Consider the following 24,550-nt stretch of genomic DNA (forward strand, 5'->3'; position numbering starts at 1 on the left):
GGCTCCACGCTCGCGGCTCCGCTTGCTGGCGTGCACTTCCCCATTCCGCTCATGATGCGCATGACTACCGCTGCTTCCTCGCCCGTGCCGCAGACCCTGCTCGAAGCGCCGCTCGCCAAAGGGCCCGGCGCGGCGCCCATGCAACGCCAGTTGCACCATCGCTTCAAGGAAGCAATCCTCGGCGGCCACCTCGCGCCGGGCAGCCGCCTGCCCGGTTCGCGCGCGCTGGCTGAGGCGCTGTCGATTTCCCGTAACACCGTGACCGCCGCCTACGACCTGCTGGCGGCAGAGGGCTATGTGCAACCTGACCGGCAAGGCACCCGGGTAGCGACTCTGTCGCGCCCGGCGCCACCGCACGGCAAGCGCCAGGCGCCTGCGGCGCCGGCCACCTCGCAGCGGCTGACGCGCATTCAAGCCTCCGCGCCGGCCGCCGACGGGAACGCCGCATTGCGCCCTGGTGTGCCGGCCTTGTCGCATTTCCCGCTGGCCGCGTGGCGCCGTGCGATCGACCGTGCGATTCGAAACGCTGGGCCGTCGGCTCTCGGTTATGGCGATCCTCCGGGTGAGCCGGCGCTGCGTGCGTCCATTGCCCGGCATCTGGGCATCGCCCGGGGGGTGCGATGCGATCCGGCACAGGTCGTCATCACCGAAGGTGCGCAGGAAGCGCTGTCGCTGTGCGTGCGTTTGCTGACCAATGCCGGCGATACGGCGTGGATCGAAGATCCGGGTTATCGCGGAGCGAAGGCTGCAATGCGCGCGGGCGACCTGCACATCGTGCCCATGCGCGTTGATGCCGATGGCCTGATCGCCGATGAAAACGGCTGGAAAACGCAGCCGCCGCGGCTGATCTACACCACGCCTTCGCATCAGTATCCCGCGGGCGCGGTGCTGACCGTCGCGCGGCGCCTTGAGCTGATCGCGAAGGCACAGCACCATGGGACGTGGATCATCGAAGACGACTACGACAGCGAATTCCGCCACGCGGGCGAGCCTATTGGCGCCATGCAGGGTTTGGTGGCGCAGGCGCCCGTGCTGTACGTGGGCACGTTCAGCAAGACGATGTTTCCGTCGTTACGCCTGGGGTTTCTTGTGCTGCCGGAAACACTGGTGGCGCAGATGCGCGCGCCTCTGGACGACATGTTGCGAGGCGGTCACCGTCATGAACAGCTTGCACTGGCCGAGTTCATTGAGAGCGGCCAGTTCAGCCGGCATCTGGGTCGCATGCGGCGTTTGTACCGCGACCGGCAGTACGCGTTGAGAGAAGCGCTGACCCGGCACTTGCCAATGATGCATGTGATTGAAGGCGGGTATTGCGGCTTGCACCTCACGGTACGGCTGCCGGCGTGTTACCCCGACCGCGAGATTGCCGATGCAGCTCGGCAGCATGGTATGGCGCCCGCTCCGTTATCCAGTTTTGCGCTGCAGCCCAAGCCCGAGGACAACGGCCTCGTGCTTGGGTATGGGAATACATCGGCGGAGTTGTTCGAGCCTTTGGTCCGGCTTCTGGCCAGGCTCGTGCGGGGGGTGAAGGTTTAGAGTCTGTTGTTGCTCGTGGCAGTCGGATGCGGCTTGCGGCGTGGTGGTTGAGGTCCGTGCCGGCTTGCCGATTTCGGTGTTAGTGATCGGGACGAGTGGTCTCATTTATTAAGGATCACAAAATAATTCGCGAGCGGCGCTTCCAAGCGTTTCTGCAAACCCTCTGAACGATATCGACCGCGCACCCGCCGCTTTATTGAGATGAGTGCGCGGAAAAATGCGTTAGCGGGGATCCGTTGCAATCAAGGGAGACACGAAAGGATGACAGCCGAATTGACACGCTACAACGGCTATCGGTACGTGCTGTGCAAGGGGCGAAGCTTCACCGATAACGCCGAGAAAAGCAACGCCGGACGCGCTATGTTGATGCACGCCGATATGGTCGTTTGGGAATCGAACGCGGCGCTGGTGGCGCGCGTCGAATCGTTCTTGCAGAAGGGGTTTTCGTGGTATTCGAGGAACCCGAAGCCCGCACGGGAGACGCTTCAAACATTGCTCGCTTACGTGCGAGATGGCGCGGTGATTGTTTCCGAAGAAAACGGCGCGACCACTGACGTTTTCGAGAACGGCGGTTTTACGCTTGACCCACCATTGCGCGAGCAAAGACGATCCGCGCCACCGCTGGACTATGAGGCATGGAGGAAGCAATATCACGCCGAGCGGCGCGCAGAGACTTGGCAATAGAGAAGCGCCAGCGCACCGCGAGTTTGAGTAAGGCCGGCATTCCAAAACCAATCGAAACGATGGCAGAAGCAGCCGCGAGAAACAGAGCCGCCCGCGCTGCATCGGCCTTGCTCGCGTCGGTCGCGTCCTCGATACCAGCACAGAATCCACGATTCGACCTTGGCGAAGTAACAAACGGTCGCAGCGCGACACCGCCGCTGGGCAACGCCGCGCCGTTTGAGTACGTCAAGAGCGCGGCGTCACAAGTGAGTGAGACCATCGCAGGGGTCTTTTTGACCCCCGCCGAGGAAGCGGAATGCATGTTTCAATACAACCTGGATATGGCTGAGTGTAGCGCCTACTACTCGATGCAAAAATCATCTTGGGGTATGTGTTCGGATCGAGCTTCACAACGCTTGGCGCGTTGCGTAACCGGAAAGGGGATTTTGTGATGAGTGAAAAAAATGCGGTTTGTGTGCTGATTGCTTACGATGAAGACGGTCAAAAAATCACGACTCGTACCGTAGATCGCGCGGCCGTCCTGCCGATGATGAACAAGGCGCTTGTAATGGACTGGCCGTTGAATGATATTGGGTTCAGGCTTGACGACGAATTCGCGCGGCTAATCGGCGGGGTCGCGTTCAAGCTGTTGGCAACGCGTCAACACCGGCTAAGCCCGCTTATCGTGGTAACAGAAGACCCCGAATCAAAGGATGGGCCGCCAAACGATTAAAGCAAGGCCCCCCGTGTCTCGTGCTTTTATTTGCGACAGCGTAGCGGGGCCTGTGGTAAGCGCTCGGACATGTTTGGCGGTGCTTGGGGTTCGATGTAGCGCGTGAGCGGGCTTGGATATGTGGTACTTGGCGCACAGACCTCCGCCCGCTAACACCCAGGAATGAACCAAGGCCCTCCGCCATCGGGAGCAAAAAAACCTGCTCTAAACCAGCACATCCGAGAACACGCGGTTTGCGAAGTGGGCCGAATCCGTGCTGCCGTTCAACACGCCCACGGTCTTCAAATCATCCGCGTACAGCGCGATTTCCTTCTTGAACGCGTCGCCGGTCGGATGATGATGGTCCGTATGGCTCTTGAGCATGGCCGTCAACTGCGCCACGTCCGCTTGCGGCGCGTACTTCGCAAAGATCGTCGCCGCTTCCGCGGGATGGTTCGCAGTCCATTCCGTTGCGTCGAGCAAAGCCTGCGTCAACGCCTGGGCCGCCGCACGATCCTTCCTCACCAGCGTCCCACGCACACCAAGCACGCAGCACACCCGCGTCTGATACTCGCCGCACAGGTTATTGGAGACCTCGTACAAATGATCCGATTCGCGCAGCAGCCAGATGGTCGGGTCTCCGTCCGCAATCGCGTGAACCTCGCCCTTCTTCAATGCCTCGCCCAGCAGGTTGGCAGGGTACTGCCGCCAGCGAACCTCGCTATCCGGATCAATGCCGATCTTCTTCAGCGTGATGGAAAAGAAGTTCTTGGTAGGGCTGGCCATGTCACTCACGCCCACTATCTTGCCGCGCAAGCCCGGCAGATCGACAATTCCCGAACTGCGCGTCGCGAGCAGGCGCATGCAGCCGCCGTGAATGCCGGCAGTGAGCTTGACGTCGAAGCCCTGTTCCAGCGGCTTGATCCACCGCAGCGCCATGCCAACACCGGCATCCGACTTGCCGGTCGCAATGGCTTCGAGCAGTTGATCCGTCGACCCGGCGAAGTTGATCAGCTCGACGTCCAGGCCACGCTTGGCAAAGAAGCCTTGCTTCACCGCCACCGGCACCGGCGCCGTACAAATCGATCCGGCATTCCACGACAACTTCAACTGTTTCAACGTGCTGTCGTCGGCACGCGCAGGCAGTCCGGCAAGGCCAAACGACGCCCCGCCAAGTGCTGCCGCCCCAGCGGTCCACGCAGTCTTGCGCAGCCACGCACGGCGCGAAATATTCTCCGGCACGGGGGCGCGCTCGCCACCATCGGCATCAGGACGATTCATCAAACATTCTCCACGGGTCGTTCGTTATTGTTGGCTTGTCTACGTGTTCCGGTCGGGTGACTCAGTTGCCAATGCACCTGCCGCCTCAAGCAACCAGACCGAGTAACGCAAGCACTTCGCGCCTGAGTTCAACCAGCTTGGGGTCGTCGCGATGGCGCGGATACGGCGCGTCATTGCGCACTTCCGCCGTCACCCGCGCCGGCCGCTCGCTGAAAACAATCACCCGGTTCGCGAGGAACAGCGCCTCTTCCACATCGTGTGTCACCAGCAGGACGGAGAAGCGCGCATCCAGCCACAACTTCACCAGCTCTCCCTGCATACGCAGCCGCGTAAGAGAGTCCAGTTTGCCGAAGGGCTCATCGAGTACAAGCAATTCGGGATCGTTGACAAGCGCGCGCGCCAGCGCAACACGCTGTGCCATGCCGCCGGACAACTGATGCGGATACGCCGCTTCGAAGTCGGTCAGGCCGACCAGTTGCAACGCGGCGTCGATGCGTTGTTCCGCCGAACGCTCCCCTGCCGGTAGAGCCTCGACCGACCGGTTCCTGCTCCACGAAAACCGCCTGCGCCTTCGCTGCGCCTCCGGACCAAGACCAACATTGGCGCGTACCGTGCGCCACGGATACAAGGTCGGGTCCTGGAACACCACGACCCGCGACGGGTCCGGACCGCGTATGGCGACCCCGTTCGACGACACCGTGCCAACCGCCGGGGTATCGAGTCCGGCAACCAGCCTGAGCAAGGTCGACTTGCCGCAACCGCTCGGCCCGAGCAACGCGACGAACTCACCCGGGGCGACCGAAAAGCTGACGTCATCGAGAACCGGCAGCGCTGCGCCGTGCAGCGAGAACCGGTGGCTGACGTCGCTGACGTCGATACGCGCATCGGTTGCCGCGGCTTTGAATGCCGGCTGCGCTGCTTGCGCGATGCCTTGCGTGCTTACCATTTCAACAACCCCTTCTGCCAGGCGAGTAACCGGTCTCTAAAGCGGAACAGCAGTGTGATCAGCCCGGAACACATCAGCGCCATCACCAGCAACGCGGCGTACATGTTCGAATAAGCCGCCCATCCCTGCGCCCATTGCAAATACCAGCCGAGCCCGGCTTTGACGCCCATCATCTCCGCCACGATCAGCACGGAAAACGACGCGCCCAGTCCCATGAAAAGCCCGACGAACACGGACGGCAACGCGGCCGGTATCGCGACCTTCAGGATCAGGAAGCCGGGCCGTGCGCCCAATGTGCGGGCGATGTCGTAGAACGCGCTGTTGACTCCCGCCACGCCCGACCACGTGAGCACGGCCACGGGGAAGCCGGTGGCGAGCGCAATCAGGAACACACTCGCGCTGAAGCTCGACGGAAAGAAAAAGAACGCCAGCGGCAACCAGGCGGTAGCAGGCAATGGACCGATCAGTCTCAATACCGGATGCAGCCAGTACCCCACCACCCGCGACCAGCCGATGCCAACTCCCGTCACAAAACCCACCACGGCTCCGATCACATAACCGTAAGCAAGCAATCCGAATGAATGGGCGATGCTTGAACCAAGACGCGGGAAATCATCGAAAAAAACGGCGATCAGCGATTGCGGCGGAGCAAAGAACGGCCGGGGCAGCCATTCGAGTTTCGCAGTGAGTACTTCCCAGGCCGTCACGCCCACTGCGAGCGCGACGAGCCAGGGCATGGCCGCGAGCCATCGTTCGGCGCGTGATGGAGAGCCATCGAGCTGACGCACCAGGAGGCTTCTGCGCGCCGTCCCGCCTATCAGCAGCGCGGTCACTGCGAGCACCAGCTTGAGGACCAGGAGATGACCGGTGTAGGGCCAGTCATCGGCGTCAGGCCACCAGTGCGTGAGACCAGCGCTCACAAGCCACGCGAGCGCGGCCAGCCACGCCGGCAGCAGGTTCCTGCCCGTCCCGCGCGAAGACGCCGCGCTCCCGCGGGCCGGTTGCGTCCGGATGCCCGCCGCTTGCGGCTGGAAGCCCACGCCGGGGTGTCCGGAGGCTGAATCGAAATGAGGAGTGCCGGACATGATGGGGAAGGCCCTCGTTACGTTGAAAGAAGCTCCATGCACAGCATGGGAGCCCGGGTTTCCACAGCGCGTTACGTCGCTACAAACACCAAGACTAGCGACGCTTCGGTCTCTTAACAATTATTCGTTTTCGATATGTTTATGAGCTCACGCGCTTTATCGATTGCATGATTTGTTCAGGCGATGCCGGCCTTCTCGCCTTGCCACACGCTATGCGCATAGAGCGTTTCGTTGAAATCCGGAGGCACGTCGCCGTTCAGGCGCACCTCGTGACGATCGAGATCGGCGAGGAAAAGATCGCGGCTGATCCGGCTCACCACCGCCGGGATATCGCGCTTCATGCTTGGCACGTCGCCTACCGGCACGCCGAAGCTGACAAGACCCGCGGGGTTGTACACGTGCAGGTTCGCCAGATGAGGCGCCGTTCCGGGGACTTTCTCCAGATATTCGTGCGCCGCGCCAAGATACGGATGAGCGCCGAGATAGTCGTCGCGCTCGTGATCCTCAGGAACGTACCGGTCGCGCCACAAGAGAATGTCCTTCGATACCGCTGAGAGTTCGGGCCGCACAACCGGGTCGACAAGGTAGCCCGTACCCGCGATGGCAAAGTCGAACTGGAACTGCTCGTTGCCCAGCCGCGCGGCAATACGCCCACCCTCCACGCTGGCGTGGCTCCAGGCCGCGCCAAGATGCAGATGGAAGTTCGGATGCTTCGTCACGCGTTCAACGGCATCGACCGGTGGCGTGGAGCCTGCCTTCCGGAAGCGCAACGCCTGACGCCAGCGCAAAGCGTCCGGCAACTGCGGGTAGTTGTCGTACGCACCCGGATACGCTCGGGTACGCGTAATAGGCACGGCGGGAACCGCGTCACGACGCACAAAGAGATGCACCTGCGCGGCGCCCGCTTCCAGTGCCGTCGCGGCCGCGTCGAAGGCGGACGCCGCACCGCCGATCACCGCTACCGTCTTATCCCGCAGCGCCTTGAAATCGATGGCCTCCGAGGTATGCGCGTAAAGCGTGCGCGGCAGGTTCTCGTGCAACACAGGCGGTACCTGCGCGGCGCCGTTGCCGGCGACTCCGTTGCACAGGATGACCTTGCGTGCCGTCTCTACATGCTCGTCGCCCGTAGCGTTCAGCAGACGCAAACGGAAGTGCGAGTCCACCGGTTCTATCCGCGCGAGACGCGTGCCGTAGCGAATCGGGATCTTCAGGAAGTGGCGATACCACCCGAGATATTCGGCCCAGCGCGCGCGGGGAATCCGGTCGATATCCGCATACGCCGCCGCTCCCCAACGCGCTTCGAACCATGTCTGAAAGCTCAATCCCGCGATGCTGAGCTCCGGCCCTACGAGCGTCTTCGGCGTACGCAGTTTGTTCATGCGCGCCCGGTTAAGCCATACGCCGGCACCCGCTTCGTCAGTTGCCGCATCGATCACCGACACCTTGCCAATACCCGCGCGCCGCAGCGCGAAAGCGAATGCGGCGCCGGTCTGTCCACCACCGACGATCACTACGTTGTGGTCGATACCCGCCCGGTCCGGCACCCAGTTATCCGGGTCGGGACCTGACAGGCGCAGCGCTTCGAGGGCCGTTGCATCGGGATTGGAGGTGATTGTCATTGCGTGAGGTCGATCAGGAAAGAGAGAGATGGTCGAGATATTGAAAAGGGACACGCGTGCTGGCAACCAAGCAATTCAACTTTGCTTAGACGCATTTTGCGGAACACATCGACCAGGGAAACAGCGCTTACATCTTATTTTCAAATTACCTCGTCAGTACATTACAAATCACGATCATCTGCATTACGAAGTTTAAATTCATCGTTCGTTCCAGTGTCGCCAAACCCTAATATCGGGTCCGAAAAATTCCTTAAAAACACTTGGAACAAGAGGACAACAATGAAACGAGCCGTACTCGCGAGCGCCGCCGGAATGCTGGTTATAGCGCCTGGAATGTCGCAGGCGCAGAACTCGGTCACGCTATATGGAATAGTCGATGCCGGGATTGCTTACACCAACAACCAGAAGGGCGCAAAGAACATCCAGCAGACCAGCGGCAAGCTGAGCGGCAGCCGGTGGGGCCTCAAGGGCACCGAAGACCTGGGCGGCGGCCTTGCCGCGGTCTTCACGTTGGAGAACGGCTTTCGCCCTAACGACGGCACACTGGGGCAAGGCGGCCGCGAGTTTGGCCGGCAAGCGTTCGTGGGCCTGACCAAGACCGGCATAGGCACAGTCACGCTAGGACGCCAGTACGAGCCGCTGGCCGATCTCGTCGCGCAATATGCGGGCTCAGGCTTCTGGTCCCCCGCGACGCACGTAGGCGACAACGACAACCTGAACCAAACCTTCCGCGTCAACAACGCCGTCAAGTTCCGCAGCGACTCATTCTCCGGATTTACGCTCGATACGCTGTACGCGTTCAGCAACCAGGCAAACAACGGCACCGGCCAGGGCTTCAGCAATAACCGCGCGTGGGGCGTGTCAGCGAACTACGTAGCGGGTCCGCTTTCGGCAGGCGCCGGGTATGTCGTGCTGAACCATCCGGACAGTACGTCGAATACCAGCGGCGCTGTGGGCGGTGCGACCACGACCACAGGGGACGACTACAGCGGCGCGCTCTTCTACGGCCTCAACGGCGGCGTAGCACGCCAACAGATAGCAGTGGGCGGAGCAAACTATGCAATCGGCAAGGCCACTGCGGGCTTCGCGTTCAGCCATACGCAACTCGACTACAACGACGGCTCTTCGCGCAAGTTCAACAACTACGACGCCAACCTGCGCTACCTGTTGACGAGCGCCACCACGCTGATCGGCGTGTACACATTCACAGACGGCCGCGCCAACGGACTGCCGGGAACCAGCGGCGCCACGCTCAAGCCGCGTTGGCATCAGTTCACGCTGGGCCTGGACTACGCGCTCTCGAAGCGGACCGAGTTGTATCTGTCAGGCGTGTACCAGCTGGCCTCCGGCGATGCCTCTACGCGTGTAGGTAGCGGCTATAGCAAGATCGCCGCTATTGCGGATGCGGGAACAGCGTCATCGACCAACCGGCAAGTCGCCATCTTCAGCGGCATTCGGGCCAGGTTCTAAGCGGGTTTGAAAGGCCGGTGCGGCACGACCGGCCCTTGGCCCTTCACTCATTTCGACGAATACTCCTGATGCCACGCGAGCAATTGCTTCGAGGGCGGCATATGCCACTTGTTGCCCTCATCGATGAGAAAACCGCTCCGGTGCCACTCCTTCACAATCTTGTCGAAAGCCGCGACCGTGTCTGTCTCGCCCTTGCGCACCCAAATTACCGAAGGCGATGGAATCAGTTGGTCAGCGATGGGGGACTCGTAGTCCTGCCATTCGCCCGAAGTGCTGGCGAGCCGCGCCTGAATGCCAGGGGTCACATGAACCGACGCCACGCACGTCCCGCCGCGCAACGCCAGCAGCGCTTCGGGCATGCCCTTGAAACCCTTGACCTGTGCCCCGTATTGTTCAATCAGCGGGCGCGTGTAGTTGCTCCCTTGCGAAACGCAAACCGGCTTGCCGCGCAGATCGCTCCAGTTGTGAATACCCGCCCCCTTGTGAACCATGGCCGAGCCGCCGATCTCCTCGAACGGCGTGGGCACATAACTCAGTATCTCGTCGCGCTCCCTGGTGTATTGCATGCTCGCGATCAGCGCATCAACCTTGCCTTGCTGAAGGAATTGCACGCGGTTCGGCGGTGTGACTTCCACGGCTTCAAACTTTACGCCGAGGCGTTTAGCAAGGTCCTGGGCAAGTTCGACGTTGTAGCCGACGGGCTTGCGAGTCTCCGGATCGAGTGAACCGTAGTTGCCGTCGAGCACGACCCCGACCGTCAGCGTGCCGCGTGACTTGATCCGGTCGAGGGTGGCGTCGGCGTGAGCGCCTTGCGAGAGTGCAAGCGCAGTCAGAGTAAAGCTCAATAAGGTGGTGAAGCGAAATTTCATCGGCTGGGACTTTCTGTAGCGGGTGTATCGATACGGAAAACAGCGAGCTCGTCCGGCGCGCACTGCGCGATCAGACCCGTCTCCCAATCGAGATACCGGCGGGCGGCGTCGAGGTTGCCATCGTGGCGGTCGTGAACAAAAAACAGGTAGTCGATACGCGCTGCATCGGCAGGAAGATCGGGCGTCGATACCACGGGCAAGCCCGCTTTTTTCCAGGTGTCGATTCCGTTGGCCGCGAGATACAGCGAGGTGAAACCCCACTCGCGCAGGTCGGTTGCCGCAATGTTCGCAACCGCCGGTTCATCTGCGAATAACAGCAGCGTGTCGCCCGGTGCGGCCTTGAGCGCCGCCAGCGTGCTGGCGAGTTGCGGACGAATCGACCAGTGCGCACCAGCAGCATGTTCCCGCCGGTAAGCCGCGCTCGATCGCAAATCGAGCAGCAGCACATGGCCCGTCGCCGCCTCGCGCAAGGCTACAGTATCGAGCAGCGGCAAGGGCGATTGCACCGGTGCAATCCGCTTGCCGACGTGTAGCGTAGTTGCATTGGGGGCATCGACCAACGCGGCTTCAAATCCGAGTTGCACGAGCCACGTAGCAATCACGGGAGCACGTACGCCGTCGTAATCAACCAGCAGCACGCGGGCACGCCGTACGCCAATGGTCTGGTCAGTCGCCTGCACCAATTGCCCTCCCGGCGCATGGATGGCGCTCGGCAGACCGTCGCGCGCAAACTCTTCCGGCGTGCGGACATCGATCAGAAAGGTCGTCCGGTCCGGATCATCAAGCCATTCCTGCGCAGCCGAAGCGTCGAGCGTCGCAACGTCAAAGCGCGCAGCTAGCGTAGCCGCACGCGTGCGCGCCTCGGCAACCGACGCTTCGTTCAGGATATCCGGGTAGCGGCGCTCGCTGCCATGTTCAAGCTTGAGCCGCGCAAGCGCCCAGCCTTGCGTGCCATTCTCCAGCGCAATCACCGGATTCGGCACACCCAGATTGCGCAAGGTCTGCGCACCAATGATGCTGCGCGTGCGGCCGGCGCAATGAATCACGATCGGCGTGGCCGGGTCGGCTACAAGCGTTCCGATCCGGTATGCCAGTTCTCCGTTCGGCACGGGAACCGCGCCGGGGATCGTCATCTTTCGATGTTCGTCGAGCGTGCGTCCATCGAACAACGCATGAGCCCGTCCTTCTTCGATCAGAACCGCAAGCTCCTCCGGCGAAAGATGCGGCGTTCCCTGCGCTTGTTCGACGAGTTCGCCAAAGGTCTTCGATGGCAGGTTCACGCCTTTGAACAGCGTATAACCCGCCGCCAGCCAGCCGCGTGCGCCATCGCGCAGCACGGACACCTTGGTGTAACCGAGCGCGCTCAGGCGCCGTGCCGCGAGTACCGCAATACTTGCGCGACCGGCGTATTCGCCATCGTCAAGCAGGACGATCCGCGTGCCGGGTCCCGGCACCAGTCGCGGCGCATCTATTTCCAGCCGGCTGTAGGGCAACGGGGTCGCGAAGAACGGATGCCCTTCGCCGAATTGCCCGGCTTCGCGGACATCGAGCAAGGCGATTTCGGCTTCGTCATTGAGCCATGCGCGGACAGTGGAGGCATCGACGAAAGCCACATCATCCACATCGTTTCGGATTGAGGTCATTTGAGCAGGGTCGCAATGAGAGGTGAACAGCGATTCAGGACAGCACGCTGCGAAATGCTTGTGCGAGGTCGAGGATGAGATCGTCCGCGTCTTCCAGCCCGACATGCAACCGGATCACGGCTTCCTGTCCCTGCCAGTAGCTATGCGTGCGCAAGCGCCGCGGCGGAGCGATCAGCGCGAGGCTTTCATAACCGCCCCATGACGCGCCAAGGCTGAATAGCTGCAACGCGTCGATGAAAGCGGCTGCGAGGCTGGTATCGGCATCACGCAAGGCGAACGAGACCAGCCCGTTCGCGCCGTGGAAATCACGCGACCACAATGCGTGTCCGGGATCCGTGGCCAACGCCGGATGGAAAACGCGTGTGACCTGGCGTACGCGTTGCAGATAGGACGCCACGGCAAACGCGCCGCGCGCGTGTTGCGCGAGGCGTACGGGCAGCGTACGGATGCCGCGCAATGCAAGGTAGGCGTCGTCGGCGCTGACGCTTAAGCCCAGTGCGTCGTGAGCCTCTCTCAAGCGCTGCCCGATTGCGGCATCAACGGTCGATACCGCGCCCTGCATCAGGTCCGAATGTCCGCCCAGATACTTGGTGAGGGCCTGGATGGAGATATCCGCGCCCAGCGCCAGCGGTTGATGGAGCAAGCCCGCGCCCCACGTGTTGTCGGCGGCGAGCAAGACCCCTTGTTCGTGAGCGAAGTCCGCAAGCGCCGGGAGATCCACGATCTCGTACAGGAACGAACTCGGCGACTCTGCATAGATCAGGCGCGTGTTGGCTTGAAGCAGCTGATGCGGCAAGCCGTCCGCCGCACTGAAATAGCTGAAGGCGACACCGAGCCGCGTAAGCAGCGGTTCGATCCGTTCACGCACGGGCCCATAAACGCCGTCGTGCATGAGCACATGATCGCCCGGCGACAACAAGCCGATGAACACCAACGAGATTGCGGACAGACCTGACGGGGCAAGCAGCACGTCACGCGCTCCTTCCAGTTCGCCGATGGCCGCTTCCAGCGCCCGGTGCGTTTGCGTGCCATGCCGTCCATAGGTGCTGACCGCCTCCCCTGCCTCACGCCGTTTATGCAGCGCCGCCTGACTCGACGTGCTCTCGAAACGCACTGTGCTCGTGCGCTCGACCGGCACATTGACCGGTGCAGTGCCATCAATAAACGCCGGCGCACCGGCGCGCATCAGACGCGTCGCTTTGCGCTGCGCAGGGGACGTCATCAGCCAACCGCCTGCGTGCCGCGATGCATGTGAGTTGTGTTGTAGCGCACCGCACGTCCTGTATCGAGTTCATAGCCGAGCCGGCCGGAAAGTGTTTCCAGCGGCCGCCCGTAGAGATGGAAATGCAGCGTGGGTCTTTCACCCGTTACATGGATGCTGTGAATGTCTTCGGGCAGAAACGCGATCGGTGTGCCCGGACGCACCACCACTTCACGGTCGAGATCGAGCGTGGCGCGCTCGGGGTCGGCACCGTCGTCTGTACGGTTATAGACACGATTCAGCTCCTCGCCCTCGAGTGCCGCAATGACCGCCCATGTATCGTGGTTATGCGGAATCGTGGTCTTGCCGGGCAGCAGCGAGTTGAGATACAGCGCGAACCCGTCCTCGCCGGGATTCAACCGGTATCGCGTCGACGTGTCCCCGCTGCCCGCTTGCGGCGGCGGGAAATCTGCGGCGGAGAACAACCCGGCGTGGTCCACGGCAAGCGCCTGCAGGTGATTGCTGATGGCACCGAGCGCGGCGCGCGTCACGCCCTGCTTCTCCACAATATGACGTACATGGTCCAGCAATGCGGTAACAGCGGCCTGGCGTTCGCCAATTTGATCGGGTGTGGGGGTTGTGGTCATGTCAGGATAGGTTCGTAATGGTTTTGCGGGAATCAGGGAGTGGCCAAAGCCAGGGCCGCACCGCTTCGCGAGCGTTTGCGCAGTGCACGCCGGTCCTCGCCGCGTGCCCGTTGCAGGAACAGGCGCGTGCGTTCATTCTCCGGGGCGCTGAAAATCTGCGACGGCGCGCCGTGCTCGACAATCACGCCGGCCTCGGTGAAAAACACTTCGTCGCTAACCTCTTCGGCGAAACGCATTTCATGCGTGACCAGCACACAGGTCTGGCCGTCGTCCACCAATTCGCCAATCACCGTCAGCACTTCGCCCACCGTTTCCGGATCGAGCGCGGAGGTCACTTCGTCGAAGAGAATGAGGTCGGGCCGCATCGCAAGCGTTCGTGCAATCGCGACACGCTGCTGCTGGCCTCCGGACAATTCACCCGGATACGCACGGGCCTTGTCTGCCAGACGCACCTTCGCGAGCAGCGCGTGCGCGTCGTGCTCGGCTTCGGCGCGAGAGCGCCCGAGCACGCTCATGGGTGCAATGGTCAGGTTGGCGAGCACGTTCAGGTGCGGAAATAGGTTGTACTGCTGGAACACAAAGCCGATGCGCTTGCGCAGCGCGATCTTCTGCGCGTCGGTGCGCTGCGCGCGGACATCGATTCCGTCGACGTGCACGTCGCCCTGCTGCGGCGCAATCAGGCCGTTGATGACACGCAAAAGCGTTGACTTGCCCGAGCCCGAAGGCCCGATGATGGAGACGGCTTCGCCTCGCCGCACGCTCAGGTCGATACCCTTGAGCACATGCACCGGGCCGTAGGAGAGGTGGACATCGCGCAATGAAACCAGCACGGGGTCGGCACTCGCGGCGCCGCCCTGGCGCGACGGTGCATGCGCCGTCGCCGAAGCATCTTGAAGCGGGTCGAGCGCGAGCGCTAGTCGATTCATGCGACCTCCTCAGGTGTTGTTAACAGGGAACAGGAGCGCTGACCGCACGTTTCAAAAGCATCAAGTGTGTCATCGCGGGTTTCCTTCCAAAGCGCACGAAAGCATGCTGGAGCGAAGATTTTAAGAACCATGCCCCTTTTCGATAACCAAGCATTCCTCGAATCGATAGCAGCCCGCTTGCTAAAGATGCACCAAACTCCTGCATGCGTTTTTTTGGAGCCTTAAACCACCACCCGGTGATTTGCTTAGCAGATTCGCTTCCTTGGCGATGCGCCGGCGATTACCTATTCTGTCCGGCTCTCCTGCCGTTTTCATCTCCATGATCCTGACGAACCTCCGCCGCCTGATTGCCCCCATTGCGCTGGCATCGGCCATGACCGCGTCCTTTACCGCACACGCGGACGCCACCCTCGACAAAATCAACTCCCGCCATGAACTCACGGTGGGAGTGATGATCGGCGGCAGTCCGTTCGGTTCACTCGATCCCGCGACCCAGCAACCCCGCGGTTTCAATGTAGACCTGGCCAACGAACTCGGTAAAAGATTGGGTGCGAAGGTGCAACTCGTGTCCGTGCTGCCTTCCACGCGGGTTCAGTTTCTTCAGCAGGGCAAGGTCGACATCCTGATCGCGAACATGGAATACAACGCCCAGCGCGGTGAGATCCTGGACCACGTAGCGACGCCCTACTACCGGGTCGGCGGCACGGCAATCACCCTTAAGACCAGTGGTATTACGCGCTGGGAAGACTTGCGCGGCAAGCCGGTGTGCATCTCGCAAGGCAGTAGTTATATTCGCCTCATAGTGGAACGCTACGGCGCGATTCCGAGGGCCTTCCCAGGCTCGTCCCAGTCGTTGCTCGCGTTGCGCGGCGGGAGTTGCGTCGCCGCCGTTCATGACGCCGCACCGCTGCTTTATCCGTTATTGCAGAGCGACCCGGAGTGGCGTGACTACCGTGCACTGCAACCGGAGATAGAGCCGGCACCGTCGGTGATCTGGGTGCGTCAGGGCGAGCACGATACCGCCGCGAAGCTGGATACGTTCGTGCGTGACCTGCATCGCAACGGCTGGTTTATCGCGACCGAAGCGAAGAACGGTCTCAACCCGCCCTCGCCCGCGCTGGCCGAGTGGCATCGTCAATTGTCTGCGGAGAACTAGCATGGACACGCTGCTGCACGGCTTCATCACGGCGACAGCGCGTCTTGGGCTTGACTACCGTTTCCTGCTCGACGACTACGAGCGCGTGCCCTTCGTGCAGGGCCTGGGCGTCAGTATCGAGATCATTGTCTCGACCATGACGGCCAGCGCCGTTGCCGGGCTCGTGCTGCTGCTCGCACTGCGCGGCCGCAGCCGGCTGGTCTCCGGGCTGGCGCACGGTTTCATCGAAGTCACCCGCAATACCCCCACGCTGGTGCAGCTCTACTGCGCGTTTCTCGTGCTGAACATGCTGATCACGCAATGGCTGCATGCGCGCGGTATTGATAACCCGTTCAAGCCCTTCTTCTGGGTCGTGCTCGTATTGTCGCTGCACAAGGCGGCATTTCACGCGGAAGCGCTGCGTGCCGGCTTCGACGCACTGCCTTCTCAAACGCTGGAAGGTGCGGCTTCGCTTGGGCTCAGCCGTGCCACCCGTTTCTGGCGCATCGAGCTGCCGCTCGCGTTGCGCGCGGCGCTGCCGGCGCTCGTCAACAACATGGTGGAACTGGTGAAAGCGTCGGCGGTGGCATCGGCTATCGCGGTGGGGGACGTCACCTACCAGTCCATCATGATCTGGACCCAGCGCGACAATGTGCTGGCGTTGATGCTGCTGATTCTCGCGTTCTTCGGCGTGCTCACGTGGCTGGTCACGCTAGCCGGCCGCTGGCTCGAACGTCGTTACAGGGTTCCCGGCTATGGCTACTGATTCCGCTTCCACCGCAGGCAAGCTCGCCATCACGCGCTTGCCACCGGGCATTTATGGCGTGGTCGGCGTGCTCGCGGCCGGCGCCGCGTTGTGGTCGCTCGCGCCCGATGCCGGCTCGCGTGGCGAGACGCTGGCACGCTTCGTTGAATGGACGCCGGCGCTGCTCCACGGCTTCGCCATGAACGTGCTGATCAGCATTGGCGCGATTTTCATTGGGACGGTGCTCGGGCTGCTTGCGGGCGCGCTCGCGATGTCGAAATCATTCGCGGGGCGGCTGGCAAGAATGTGGATTGTCGCGTTTCGCAATGCGCCGTGGCTTGTGCTGATCTATTTCACCACCTATGTCTTTCCCTTCGAGATCCATGTGTTCGGCACCATTGTGCCGTTTCCCGACTGGCTCAAAGTGACGCTTGGGCTCGCCCTGCCGGCGAGCGCAAACATAGCGGAAGTATTTCGCGGCGCGGTGGCGTCCATCCCTTCCGCGCAGTGGGAAGCCGCCGCTTCGCTGGCGTTCTCCCGCCGGCAGATCCTGCTGAAAATTGTCGTGCCGCAATGCGTGCGCCGTATGTTGCCGCCGTGGATGAACGTGTACGCCATCATCACCATGGGCACCGCGCTGTCGTCGCTGGTCGGCATCCACGACCTGCTGGACACCGCGCAGATTGCCAGCAGTACAGTTGCACGCAGCAGCTTTACCGTGCTGACGTACATTGCGACGCTCGTGATCTTCTTCGCCTACTGCTATCCCATTTCGTGGCTCACGCGCACATTTGAAAAGCGGCTGAGGACCGCATAAAAAGCGGGCTCGATACTTCCGGCACAACGTGCAAAGCAACGCTTGAGCAACGTCATTTGCAACGCACGAATGCTTCTAACTGCTTGAGCGCGGATTGCTTATAGTCGAAACCCTTCCACAAGACACACTTGAACCGGGGCTTCCGATGAAACGCTTTCTCTCCTCCCTGCGCGCGTGCGCCGGCGTTGCACTCTTCGCCGTGGCCGCGAGCGCCGCTCATGCGCAGTCACGCGAAGTCGTGATCGGTTACCAGGACATGGTCGTACCGTGGCGTTACGCCCAGGTAAGCGGCGCAGTCGAGAAAGCGACGGGCTACAAGGTGACGTATCGCAAGCTCGGCAGCGGCGCCGATGTGATCCGCGCGCTCGCATCCGGGTCGATCCAGCTGGGTGAAGCCGGTTCCAGCCCGATCGCGGCCGGCCTCTCGCAAGGCGTGGACATTTCCCTGTTCTGGATCCTCGACAACATCAATGACGCTGAAGCGCTCGTTGCCCGCGACGGCTCGGGCGTGACCAGGATAACTGATCTCAAGGGCAAGAAGATCGGCCTGCCGTTCGTCTCCACCTCTCACTTCCATGCGCTGGTCGCGTTGCAAAACGCCGGGGTCGATCCGTCGACGGTAAAGATCCTGAACTTGCGGCCGCCTGAAGTGGCCGCGGCGTGGGAACGCGGTGATATCGACGCCACCTATATCTGGGACCCGGTGCTGGCGAAGGTCAAGAAGAACGGCAAGGTGCTGATTACATCAGGTGAAGTCGCGAAGGAAACCGGCAAGGCGACCTTCGACGGTTTCGCCGTCAGCCGCAAGTTCGCGCAGGATAACGGTGCATTCGTCACGGGCCTGGTCAAGGTGCTCGCCGCTACCGACGCGGAGTATCGCGACAACAAAACTGCCTGGACAGCCGGGTCGAAGGAAGTCCAGGACGTGGCGCAGGAATCGGGGGCGACCGCTGCCGACGTGCCTGCAAGTCTTGCGCTTTATGCCTTCCCGACCCTCACCGAGCAGGCTTCACCGGCCTGGCTTGGCGGCGGTGCTCTGTCTGGTGCCGCGAAGTCGTTGGCCGCCACTGCGGCCTTCCTGAAGACGCAAGGCACGATCCAGAACGTGCTGCCCGATTATTCGGTTGGCGTCGACCCACGCTTCGTACAGCAAGCATCGCGATGAGCACGCTGGACATTCGCGGCCTCGGCGTGACCTATGAGGGCGCGACAACGGCTGCACTGGAGGGCGTCGACCTGCAGATCGACAGCGGCGAGTTCGTGGTCGCGCTCGGCGCCTCCGGATGCGGCAAGACAACCTTGCTGAACTGCCTCGCAGGTTTCATCGATCCGACTGCCGGCGAGGCGCGTCTGAATGGTGAGTTGATTGCCGGGCCCGGCGCCGAACGCGGCGTCGTGTTTCAGAAATATGCGCTGATGCCCTGGCTGAATGTGATTGACAACGTCGCGCTCGGACTTCGTTTTCAGGGCGTCGGGCGGACGCAGCGTCGTGAGATAGCGCGCGAAACGCTGGCCCTGGTTGGCCTGGAAAAGCACGCGAACGCGCGGGTGTATGCGCTTTCGGGCGGCATGCAGCAACGCGTGGGGATTGCACGCGCGCTTGCGAGCGATCCGCAGGTGCTGCTGATGGATGAACCGATGGGCGCGCTCGACGCGCTCACCCGCGAGACCATGCAGGAACTCGTGCTCGATGTCTGGGGCCGCACCCGCAAGACCATTTTCTTCATCACGCATAGCGTGGAAGAAGCGCTGTTCCTCGCAACGCGGCTGGTCCTGATGACGCCGGGTCCCGGCCGCATTGCCGAAAGCCACGCGTTGCCGTTTGCGCGGCAATTTCTCGAATCGCGCGACGCACGCGCGGTGAAGTCGTCGCCCGCGTTCATTGAATGGCGCGAGCGGCTGGTTCGGCGACTGCATGACGGATCGCACGTTACGCTGCAGGAGGTGGGTTGATGAGTTCGATCGACTCGCTGCCGCCTGCTGTGACCGTGTCTCAGGCAAAGCGCCGCCGCAAGCCAAGGCGTGGCCTTCCGGGCGAAGGTCCGACTGCAGTCCTGAGCGTGCTGTCGGTGGCCGCCATTGCCGCGCTATGGTGGGCGGCAACGTCATTTCATTGGGTGGCGCCACTGTTCCTGCCCTCGCCGCAAGCGGTGTGGAGCGCATTCATCGACGCATGGAATGGCCGTATTCAAGGCGGTCTGCCGCTGTCCGAGCATTTACTGTGGAGCGTCATCCGCGTATTCGGCGCGTTCGCGCTAGCCAGCGTGACGGCTGTGCCTGTCGGCATCCTGATGGGGGTCAGCCGCATCGCGCGGGGCCTGCTCGATCCGCCGTTGGAGTTCTACCGGCCGCTGCCGCCGCTCGCCTATTTACCGCTGGTCGTGATCTGGTTCGGTATCGATGAAACCGCGAAGCTGATCGTGATCTATCTCGCCTGCTTCGCACCCATTGCAATGGCGGCACGGGCAGGTGCCCGGAGCGCTACCGCGGAGCAGGTGAACGCAGCGTATTCACTTGGCGGAAGCTTTGCGCAGGTCGTACGTTTTGTCGTTCTGCCCGCCGCGTTGCCCGAGATCCTGACAGGCTTGCGGATCGCTATCGGGTTTGGGTGGACAACGCTTGTCGCGGCCGAGATGGTGGCGGCAACGGCCGGACTTGGGCAAATGGTGCTGAACGCATCGAGCTTTCTCAGAACCGATGTCGTGGTGATGGGCATCGTGTTGATCGGATTGATCGCGTGGACTTTCGATCTCGGTATGCGCGCACTGGAGCGGCGGTTGGTGCCCTGGCGCGGGAAGGTTTAAGCAGTGTCCGTCCGTGGCGATGGCCTGGAAGAGACCCCATGGCCATCGCTGGGTATCGGCGCGGTTTTAAGAATCGTGATAATTTACGTTCCGTTCACTACGAACAAGTTCTCGGGGCGGGGTGAAACTCCCCACCGGCGGTAATCGCGCACAGCTTCTGCGCGTAGCCCGCGAGCGCTTTGTGTTTTGCACGGGGTTTTCCTCTGAAGGCATGGCGAAACACAAAGGTCAGCAGACCCGGTTTGATCCCGGGGCCGACGGTCATAGTCCGGATGAAAGAGAACGGGACGGCGTGTGTCCTCTTGCGCGAAAGCATTTGCTGCATTTGCTGCATTTGCGCTTGGGGACCATGCCGTCCTTCGCCCTGTTCACACAAACAGGCTTACATTTATGACGCTCTCCACACCTCTCCAAAGCAATCCCGCCGTTAGTCCGGCAGCCAGGCCGCGTGCACGTATCGCGTTCATTCAATCGTGCTGGCATCGCGACATTGTCGACCAATGCAAAGCGTCGTTCCTCGACGCCATCCAGGCACAGGGGTTCAGTCGCGATGACGTCGATCTCTACGAAGTCGCCGGCGCCTTCGAAATCCCGCTGCACGCGAAGCTGCTCGCTCAACGCGGCGGCTACGCGGCTATTGTTGCGGCAGGGCTCGTGGTGGACGGTGGCATCTACCGGCACGAATTCGTCGCGCAGGCTGTCATCACCGGCTTGATGCAGGTGCAACTGGAAACGGGCACGCCGGTCTTGTCCGCTGTATTGACGCCGCATCACTTCCACTCGGGCGAAGAACACACGAAGTTCTTCCGCGAGCATTTCGTCGTGAAAGGCGTTGAAGCTGCAACCGCTTGCGCCGATACAATCCGCAAGGTTGCAGCGCTCGCGAACGTCAGGTAACTAAGGCAGCGCCAGCCAAAACGCGAAAAGCGCTACGCGGCCTGACAGGGCCCCGCGGCGCTTCCTGGAACAGCAGCACACTCGACAACCGGGCACTCAGGACATGAACATCCCGCCGTCCACGTTGACGGTCTGTCCGGTGATATAGGAAGCATCGTCGGAGGCCAGAAACGTTACCAGCCCCGCCACGTCCGCGCCTGTTCCCGCTCGCCCCATTGGAATGTTCTTCACCCATTCCGCCATCAGCTCACCCGGCTTGTAGTCGCCTAGCAGCTTGCCCCATGCTTCGTCGTTGTAGGACCACATGTCGGTCGTGATAATGCCCGGGCAGAATGCATTGACGGTAATGCCCGTGGGCGCCAGTTCCTTGGCAAGGCTTTGGGTAATGCCAAGCACACCGAACTTGCTGGCAGCGTAATGCGGCGTGTACACAAAACCCTGCCTTGCCTGACCGGACGCCGTATTGATCAGGCGGCCGGCCTTACCCGCCCGCAGCATGCGCCCCGCGGCTTCCTGACAGCACAGGAATACCCCTTTCGTATTCACCGCGAGCACCTTGTCCCAATCCGCCTCGCTCAGGTCCGGCAACTTCGCGATGGTGATCACGCCCGCGTTCTGGATCGATACATCGACTTCGCCCAGCTTCGCCGCCACTTCCTCGTAAAGCGCCTTGACCTGCGTTTTGTCGGTGACGTCCGTCTCCACGGCGATCGCGTCATAGCCCGATTCACGCAGTTGCGCGGCGGCGTCGAAGACGCTCTTTTCATTCGCCGACACGCACACCTTCGCGCCTTCCTGCGCGAAACGCTCCGCTATTCCCAAGCCGATACCGCGGCTGCCTCCCGTTACCACAACCACTTTGTTCTCGAACCGCTTCAAGCTCTGGCTCACGTCTGCTCCTTCTCGAATAGGGTTGATCAAAGCCGCTCGATCCAGCGCAGCCATTGCGAATGATTCAGTGCCGCCTGCTTCACCCCGGCACCAGGTTCGACGCGCCGCAGTACCGGGCGCTCGGTCTGGCCCGCGTCCAGGGTACCGATCAGCCCCAGTTGCAGCGCCCCCAGCGCCGCCGCGCCCGCTGCCGAGATCTCGCTCATCGCGAGGGTGCTGACGGGGCGGTTGAGGGTATCGGCGAGGTACTGCAAGAGGAACGGCCGCTGCACAAGTCCACCGTCGAGGAAAAGTTCGACCAGTTCTACCTGCGCCGACTGCTCCATGACGGTGATGACGTCCTTGATCTGATAGACGATTGATTCATACGCCGCACGCGCAACGTGCGGCCACGACGTGGAAAAATTGAGTCCGACAATCTGCGCACCGCCCGGGTATTTCCAGTGCGGGCAGCCAATGCCGGAGAACGCGGGAATCAGGAAGACGCCACCGTTGTCATAGTCGGTGAATGCCTGCTCGGCTGCGGCGAAGTCGCTGAAGAGGCCAAGCTTCTCCTTGAGCCATGCAGGGGTCGATCCAGCACTGATGATGATGCCTTCCATCGCGTAGTCCACCCGCCCGGCAGTCGCGAAACAGAGCGTGGAAACCAGTCCGTGCGCGGGCGCTTGCGGTTTGGAACCAACGTTCATCATCAGCGAAGAGCCCGTTCCCATGGTCGCTTTCGCGAGCCCCGGCCGCAAGCAGCCCTCACCCACGGCTGCAGCATGCGAGTCGCCAATCATGGCGACGACCGGCACGGGTTTCGCCAGCAGGCCCTCAAAGTCGGTCGCCCCGAAGTCCGATGCCGACGGCCGCAGCCCAGGCAATCTCAATCCGTCAAGACCGAACCGCGTGATCAACTCGCGATCCCATTCGAGCGTATGCAGGTTCATCAGCATCGTGCGCGATGCATTTGTATAGTCGGTGAGGTACGACGCGCCGCCGGTCAGCCTGTACAGCAACCAGCTATCGACCGTGCCGAACATGGCCGATCCCGAAGCAATGCGAGAGCTGACCCGCGCGTCGTTCTCATTCAGCCAGATGAGTTTCGTGCCCGAGAAATACGGGTCGATCAGCAGGCCCGTTTTGTCGGCGATCACTCCGGCCATGCCCTGCCCGCGCAAACGCTCGCAGATCGCAAGCGAGCGCTGACATTGCCACGACACGACGGGAACAATGGCGTGCCCGTCTTCGCTCCACAGCACAACGGTTTCGCGCTGACTTGAAATGGCGACGCCGCCGATACGGTTCTTATCGCCCTCGAACCTGTCCACGCATTGCGCGACCGCACTCAACACCGATCGATACAAAGCCTCTGCATCCTGCTCGACAAAACCTGCGCGCGGATGCGTGCAGGGCACGGCCGTGAAACCGCGCGAATGCACCTTGCCGTGCGCGTCGAAGAGAAGCGCCTTGGTGCCGCTCGTGCCCTGGTCGATCGCCAATACGTATTGCGTGTCTTGCATACTCTTTCCCGATGAACGCGCTGAATCTACTGAATCTCCTCACCACTTCAGGCGCGCTTATGCCGTCAGTGAAACCATGCGCGACTGCAGCCGCTGCTGCAACTGGTCGATCACCACCGCGAAGATGATCACGAGCCCCTTGATGACCATCTGCCAGAAGTCGCTGATGCCGCACATCACCATGCCGTCGCCCAGAATGCTGATCACACACGCACCGATCACCGAACCGGATACCGTGCCCCGGCCTCCCGCCAATGCCGTGCCGCCGAGCACCACCGCGGCGATTGCGTTCAGCTCGAAGGTCTGTCCGGTCAACGGGTGCGCAGTCTGCAACTGCGCGGTGATCACGAGGCCAACAATAGCGGCACAGAATCCGGAGAACATATAAACGAACAGCTTCACGCGATTCGTGCGGATGCCCGAGAAACGCGCCGCCTGTTCATTGCCGCCAATCGCATAGATACGTCGTCCGAGCGGTGTCTTGCGAGCCACGAAGATAGTGACGGCCGCCAGCACGATCAGTATCCAGACCGGCATGGATAACCCGAGGATCGTCCCGTTGCCGATGAATTCAAAACCGGTATTGCCCAGGGCCGCGTTGCCTTCAAGATCGGCATAGGTACTGCCGTTGTTGACCAGCAGCGCGGCGCCGCGAATGACATACAACATGCCGAGCGTCGCAATGAACGGTGCAACGTTGAGCACGGTGATCAGGTACCCGTTGACCGCGCCGATCAATGCGCCGAGCACGCAGGCGAGCACCGCCACGCCGAACGGATTGAAGAACACGATGTGATGGCCGATCTTTATGCCCTCGAGCAGCAGATAACCTGCCGCCATACCGCTGATCCCGACGATGGACCCAACGGACAGATCGATTCCCCCGGTCAGGATCACCAGGGTCATGCCTATGGAAAGAATGGCGACCACCGTCACGTGTTTTGCCATGATCAGTATGTTGCCGGTCGACAGGAAGTTGTCGGTGGCGAGCGAGAACACGATCACGATCGCAAACAGCGCAATGAAAATGCGCAGCTTCAGGATACTGACGGTCACGCGCGAGGCCCAGTAGGCGGCTTCGCGATCGGGCTTGGCGGGCAGTGATTGCACGGAACTATCTGCGCTGCGGGGCGTTGTCATGGATTGAACCTCAGTCGC

Annotated in this window: 24 protein-coding genes and 1 riboswitch; of the genes, 12 read left to right on the forward strand and 12 right to left on the reverse strand. The window is 61.8% G+C overall.

Features of this window, described 5'->3' with window-relative positions:
- The first annotated feature begins 54 nt into the window (after positions 1-54).
- From pdxR to ABH944_RS15465, 4 genes are all read left to right on the forward strand, one after another.
- Positions 55-1,536, forward strand: a complete 1,482-nt coding sequence (gene pdxR, locus ABH944_RS15450; RefSeq protein WP_404607739.1) for a MocR-like pyridoxine biosynthesis transcription factor PdxR — start codon at positions 55-57, stop codon at positions 1,534-1,536.
- A 261-nt stretch (positions 1,537-1,797) separates the two neighbouring features.
- Complete coding sequence (locus ABH944_RS15455; protein WP_404607545.1) at positions 1,798-2,220, forward strand: hypothetical protein; 423 nt, start codon at positions 1,798-1,800, stop codon at positions 2,218-2,220.
- A complete protein-coding gene (locus tag ABH944_RS15460) occupies positions 2,211-2,651 on the forward strand; it encodes a hypothetical protein (protein ID WP_404607544.1) in 441 nt (146 codons plus the stop codon). The genes ABH944_RS15455 and ABH944_RS15460 overlap by 10 nt, the downstream gene beginning before the upstream one ends.
- Complete coding sequence (locus ABH944_RS15465) at positions 2,651-2,932, forward strand: hypothetical protein (protein WP_404607542.1); 282 nt, start codon at positions 2,651-2,653, stop codon at positions 2,930-2,932. The genes ABH944_RS15460 and ABH944_RS15465 overlap by 1 nt, the downstream gene beginning before the upstream one ends.
- Before the next feature lie 204 nt (positions 2,933-3,136).
- Here ABH944_RS15465 and ABH944_RS15470 read toward each other — a convergent pair whose 3' ends face one another.
- The 4 genes from ABH944_RS15470 to ABH944_RS15485 form a co-directional block, all read right to left on the reverse strand.
- The gene (locus ABH944_RS15470; protein ID WP_404607540.1) at positions 3,137-4,192 is read right to left on the reverse strand and encodes an ABC transporter substrate-binding protein; all 1,056 of its coding nucleotides are present in this window, start codon (positions 4,190-4,192) and stop codon (positions 3,137-3,139) included.
- An 85-nt stretch (positions 4,193-4,277) separates the two neighbouring features.
- Entirely contained in the window at positions 4,278-5,138 is an 861-nt protein-coding gene (locus ABH944_RS15475; RefSeq protein ID WP_404607538.1) for an ABC transporter ATP-binding protein, read from the reverse strand.
- Entirely contained in the window at positions 5,132-6,223 is a 1,092-nt protein-coding gene (locus ABH944_RS15480; protein ID WP_404607537.1) for an ABC transporter permease, read from the reverse strand. The genes ABH944_RS15475 and ABH944_RS15480 overlap by 7 nt, the downstream gene beginning before the upstream one ends.
- A 176-nt stretch (positions 6,224-6,399) precedes the next feature.
- Positions 6,400-7,842: an NAD(P)-binding domain-containing protein gene (locus tag ABH944_RS15485; RefSeq protein WP_404607535.1), complete on the reverse strand. Its 1,443-nt coding sequence runs from the start codon at positions 7,840-7,842 to the stop codon at positions 6,400-6,402.
- A 279-nt stretch (positions 7,843-8,121) separates the two neighbouring features.
- Between ABH944_RS15485 and ABH944_RS15490 the strand changes: the two genes are divergently transcribed.
- Positions 8,122-9,312: a porin gene (locus ABH944_RS15490; protein WP_404607533.1), complete on the forward strand. Its 1,191-nt coding sequence runs from the start codon at positions 8,122-8,124 to the stop codon at positions 9,310-9,312.
- Positions 9,313-9,359: 47 nt separating this feature from the next.
- Here the strand turns inward: ABH944_RS15490 and ABH944_RS15495 are convergent, their stop codons facing one another.
- From ABH944_RS15495 to ABH944_RS15515, 5 genes are read right to left on the reverse strand one after another with little or no spacing between them, the layout of a single operon-like run.
- A complete protein-coding gene (locus ABH944_RS15495; protein ID WP_404607531.1) occupies positions 9,360-10,181 on the reverse strand; it encodes a transporter substrate-binding domain-containing protein in 822 nt (273 codons plus the stop codon).
- Positions 10,178-11,824 carry a rhodanese-like domain-containing protein gene (locus tag ABH944_RS15500; protein ID WP_404607529.1) on the reverse strand — a complete coding sequence of 549 codons (1,647 nt, stop codon included), beginning with the start codon at positions 11,822-11,824 and terminating at the stop codon, positions 10,178-10,180. Before ABH944_RS15500 ends, ABH944_RS15495 begins: the two co-directional genes overlap by 4 nt.
- Before the next feature lie 34 nt (positions 11,825-11,858).
- Entirely contained in the window at positions 11,859-13,046 is a 1,188-nt protein-coding gene (metC, locus tag ABH944_RS15505; RefSeq protein ID WP_404607528.1) for a cystathionine beta-lyase, read from the reverse strand.
- Positions 13,046-13,672 (reverse strand): cysteine dioxygenase family protein, encoded by a 627-nt coding sequence (locus ABH944_RS15510; RefSeq protein WP_404607526.1) that lies wholly within the window; start codon positions 13,670-13,672, stop codon positions 13,046-13,048. The genes metC and ABH944_RS15510 overlap by 1 nt, the downstream gene beginning before the upstream one ends.
- 32 nt (positions 13,673-13,704) lie before the next feature.
- Positions 13,705-14,598 carry an amino acid ABC transporter ATP-binding protein gene (locus ABH944_RS15515; protein ID WP_404607524.1) on the reverse strand — a complete coding sequence of 298 codons (894 nt, stop codon included), beginning with the start codon at positions 14,596-14,598 and terminating at the stop codon, positions 13,705-13,707.
- A gap of 319 nt (positions 14,599-14,917) precedes the next feature.
- On the opposite strand from ABH944_RS15515, the gene ABH944_RS15520 reads away from it, so the two are divergent.
- The 7 genes from ABH944_RS15520 to ABH944_RS15550 all read left to right on the forward strand — a co-directional run bounded on the left by ABH944_RS15520 (position 14,918) and on the right by ABH944_RS15550 (position 20,996).
- Complete coding sequence (locus ABH944_RS15520) at positions 14,918-15,754, forward strand: transporter substrate-binding domain-containing protein (protein WP_404607523.1); 837 nt, start codon at positions 14,918-14,920, stop codon at positions 15,752-15,754.
- A 1-nt stretch (position 15,755) separates the two neighbouring features.
- Positions 15,756-16,499 carry an ABC transporter permease subunit gene (locus ABH944_RS15525; protein ID WP_404607521.1) on the forward strand — a complete coding sequence of 248 codons (744 nt, stop codon included), beginning with the start codon at positions 15,756-15,758 and terminating at the stop codon, positions 16,497-16,499.
- Entirely contained in the window at positions 16,489-17,295 is an 807-nt protein-coding gene (locus ABH944_RS15530; RefSeq protein WP_404607520.1) for an amino acid ABC transporter permease, read from the forward strand. Before ABH944_RS15525 ends, ABH944_RS15530 begins: the two co-directional genes overlap by 11 nt.
- 145 nt (positions 17,296-17,440) lie before the next feature.
- Positions 17,441-18,460, forward strand: coding sequence for a taurine ABC transporter substrate-binding protein (gene tauA / locus ABH944_RS15535; protein ID WP_404607518.1), 1,020 nt, complete (start codon positions 17,441-17,443; stop codon positions 18,458-18,460).
- Positions 18,457-19,248 (forward strand): taurine ABC transporter ATP-binding protein, encoded by a 792-nt coding sequence (locus ABH944_RS15540; RefSeq protein ID WP_404607517.1) that lies wholly within the window; start codon positions 18,457-18,459, stop codon positions 19,246-19,248. Before tauA ends, ABH944_RS15540 begins: the two co-directional genes overlap by 4 nt.
- Complete coding sequence (locus ABH944_RS15545) at positions 19,248-20,099, forward strand: ABC transporter permease subunit (protein WP_404607515.1); 852 nt, start codon at positions 19,248-19,250, stop codon at positions 20,097-20,099. Before ABH944_RS15540 ends, ABH944_RS15545 begins: the two co-directional genes overlap by 1 nt.
- Positions 20,100-20,202: 103 nt before the next feature.
- A riboswitch (FMN riboswitch) is annotated at positions 20,203-20,387 on the forward strand.
- A 102-nt stretch (positions 20,388-20,489) separates the two neighbouring features.
- Complete coding sequence (locus tag ABH944_RS15550; RefSeq protein ID WP_404607514.1) at positions 20,490-20,996, forward strand: 6,7-dimethyl-8-ribityllumazine synthase; 507 nt, start codon at positions 20,490-20,492, stop codon at positions 20,994-20,996.
- 96 nt (positions 20,997-21,092) lie between these two features.
- On the opposite strand, the gene ABH944_RS15555 is transcribed toward ABH944_RS15550, so the two are convergent.
- Genes ABH944_RS15555 through ABH944_RS15565 form a run of 3 tightly spaced genes read right to left on the reverse strand, consistent with a single transcriptional unit; the run spans position 21,093 to position 24,532 of the window.
- Positions 21,093-21,887 carry a glucose 1-dehydrogenase gene (locus ABH944_RS15555; RefSeq protein ID WP_404607512.1) on the reverse strand — a complete coding sequence of 265 codons (795 nt, stop codon included), beginning with the start codon at positions 21,885-21,887 and terminating at the stop codon, positions 21,093-21,095.
- Positions 21,888-21,913: 26 nt separating this feature from the next.
- A complete protein-coding gene (locus tag ABH944_RS15560; protein WP_404607510.1) occupies positions 21,914-23,392 on the reverse strand; it encodes an FGGY-family carbohydrate kinase in 1,479 nt (492 codons plus the stop codon).
- Positions 23,393-23,449: 57 nt separating this feature from the next.
- On the reverse strand, positions 23,450-24,532 hold the full coding sequence (locus ABH944_RS15565) for an ABC transporter permease (protein ID WP_404659413.1): 1,083 nt from the start codon (positions 24,530-24,532) through the stop codon (positions 23,450-23,452).
- Between the last annotated feature and the right edge of the window lie 18 nt (positions 24,533-24,550).

It is taken from the genome of Caballeronia udeis, from assembly GCF_044909315.1.
In the GTDB taxonomy this organism is placed as follows: domain Bacteria; phylum Pseudomonadota; class Gammaproteobacteria; order Burkholderiales; family Burkholderiaceae; genus Caballeronia; species Caballeronia udeis_A.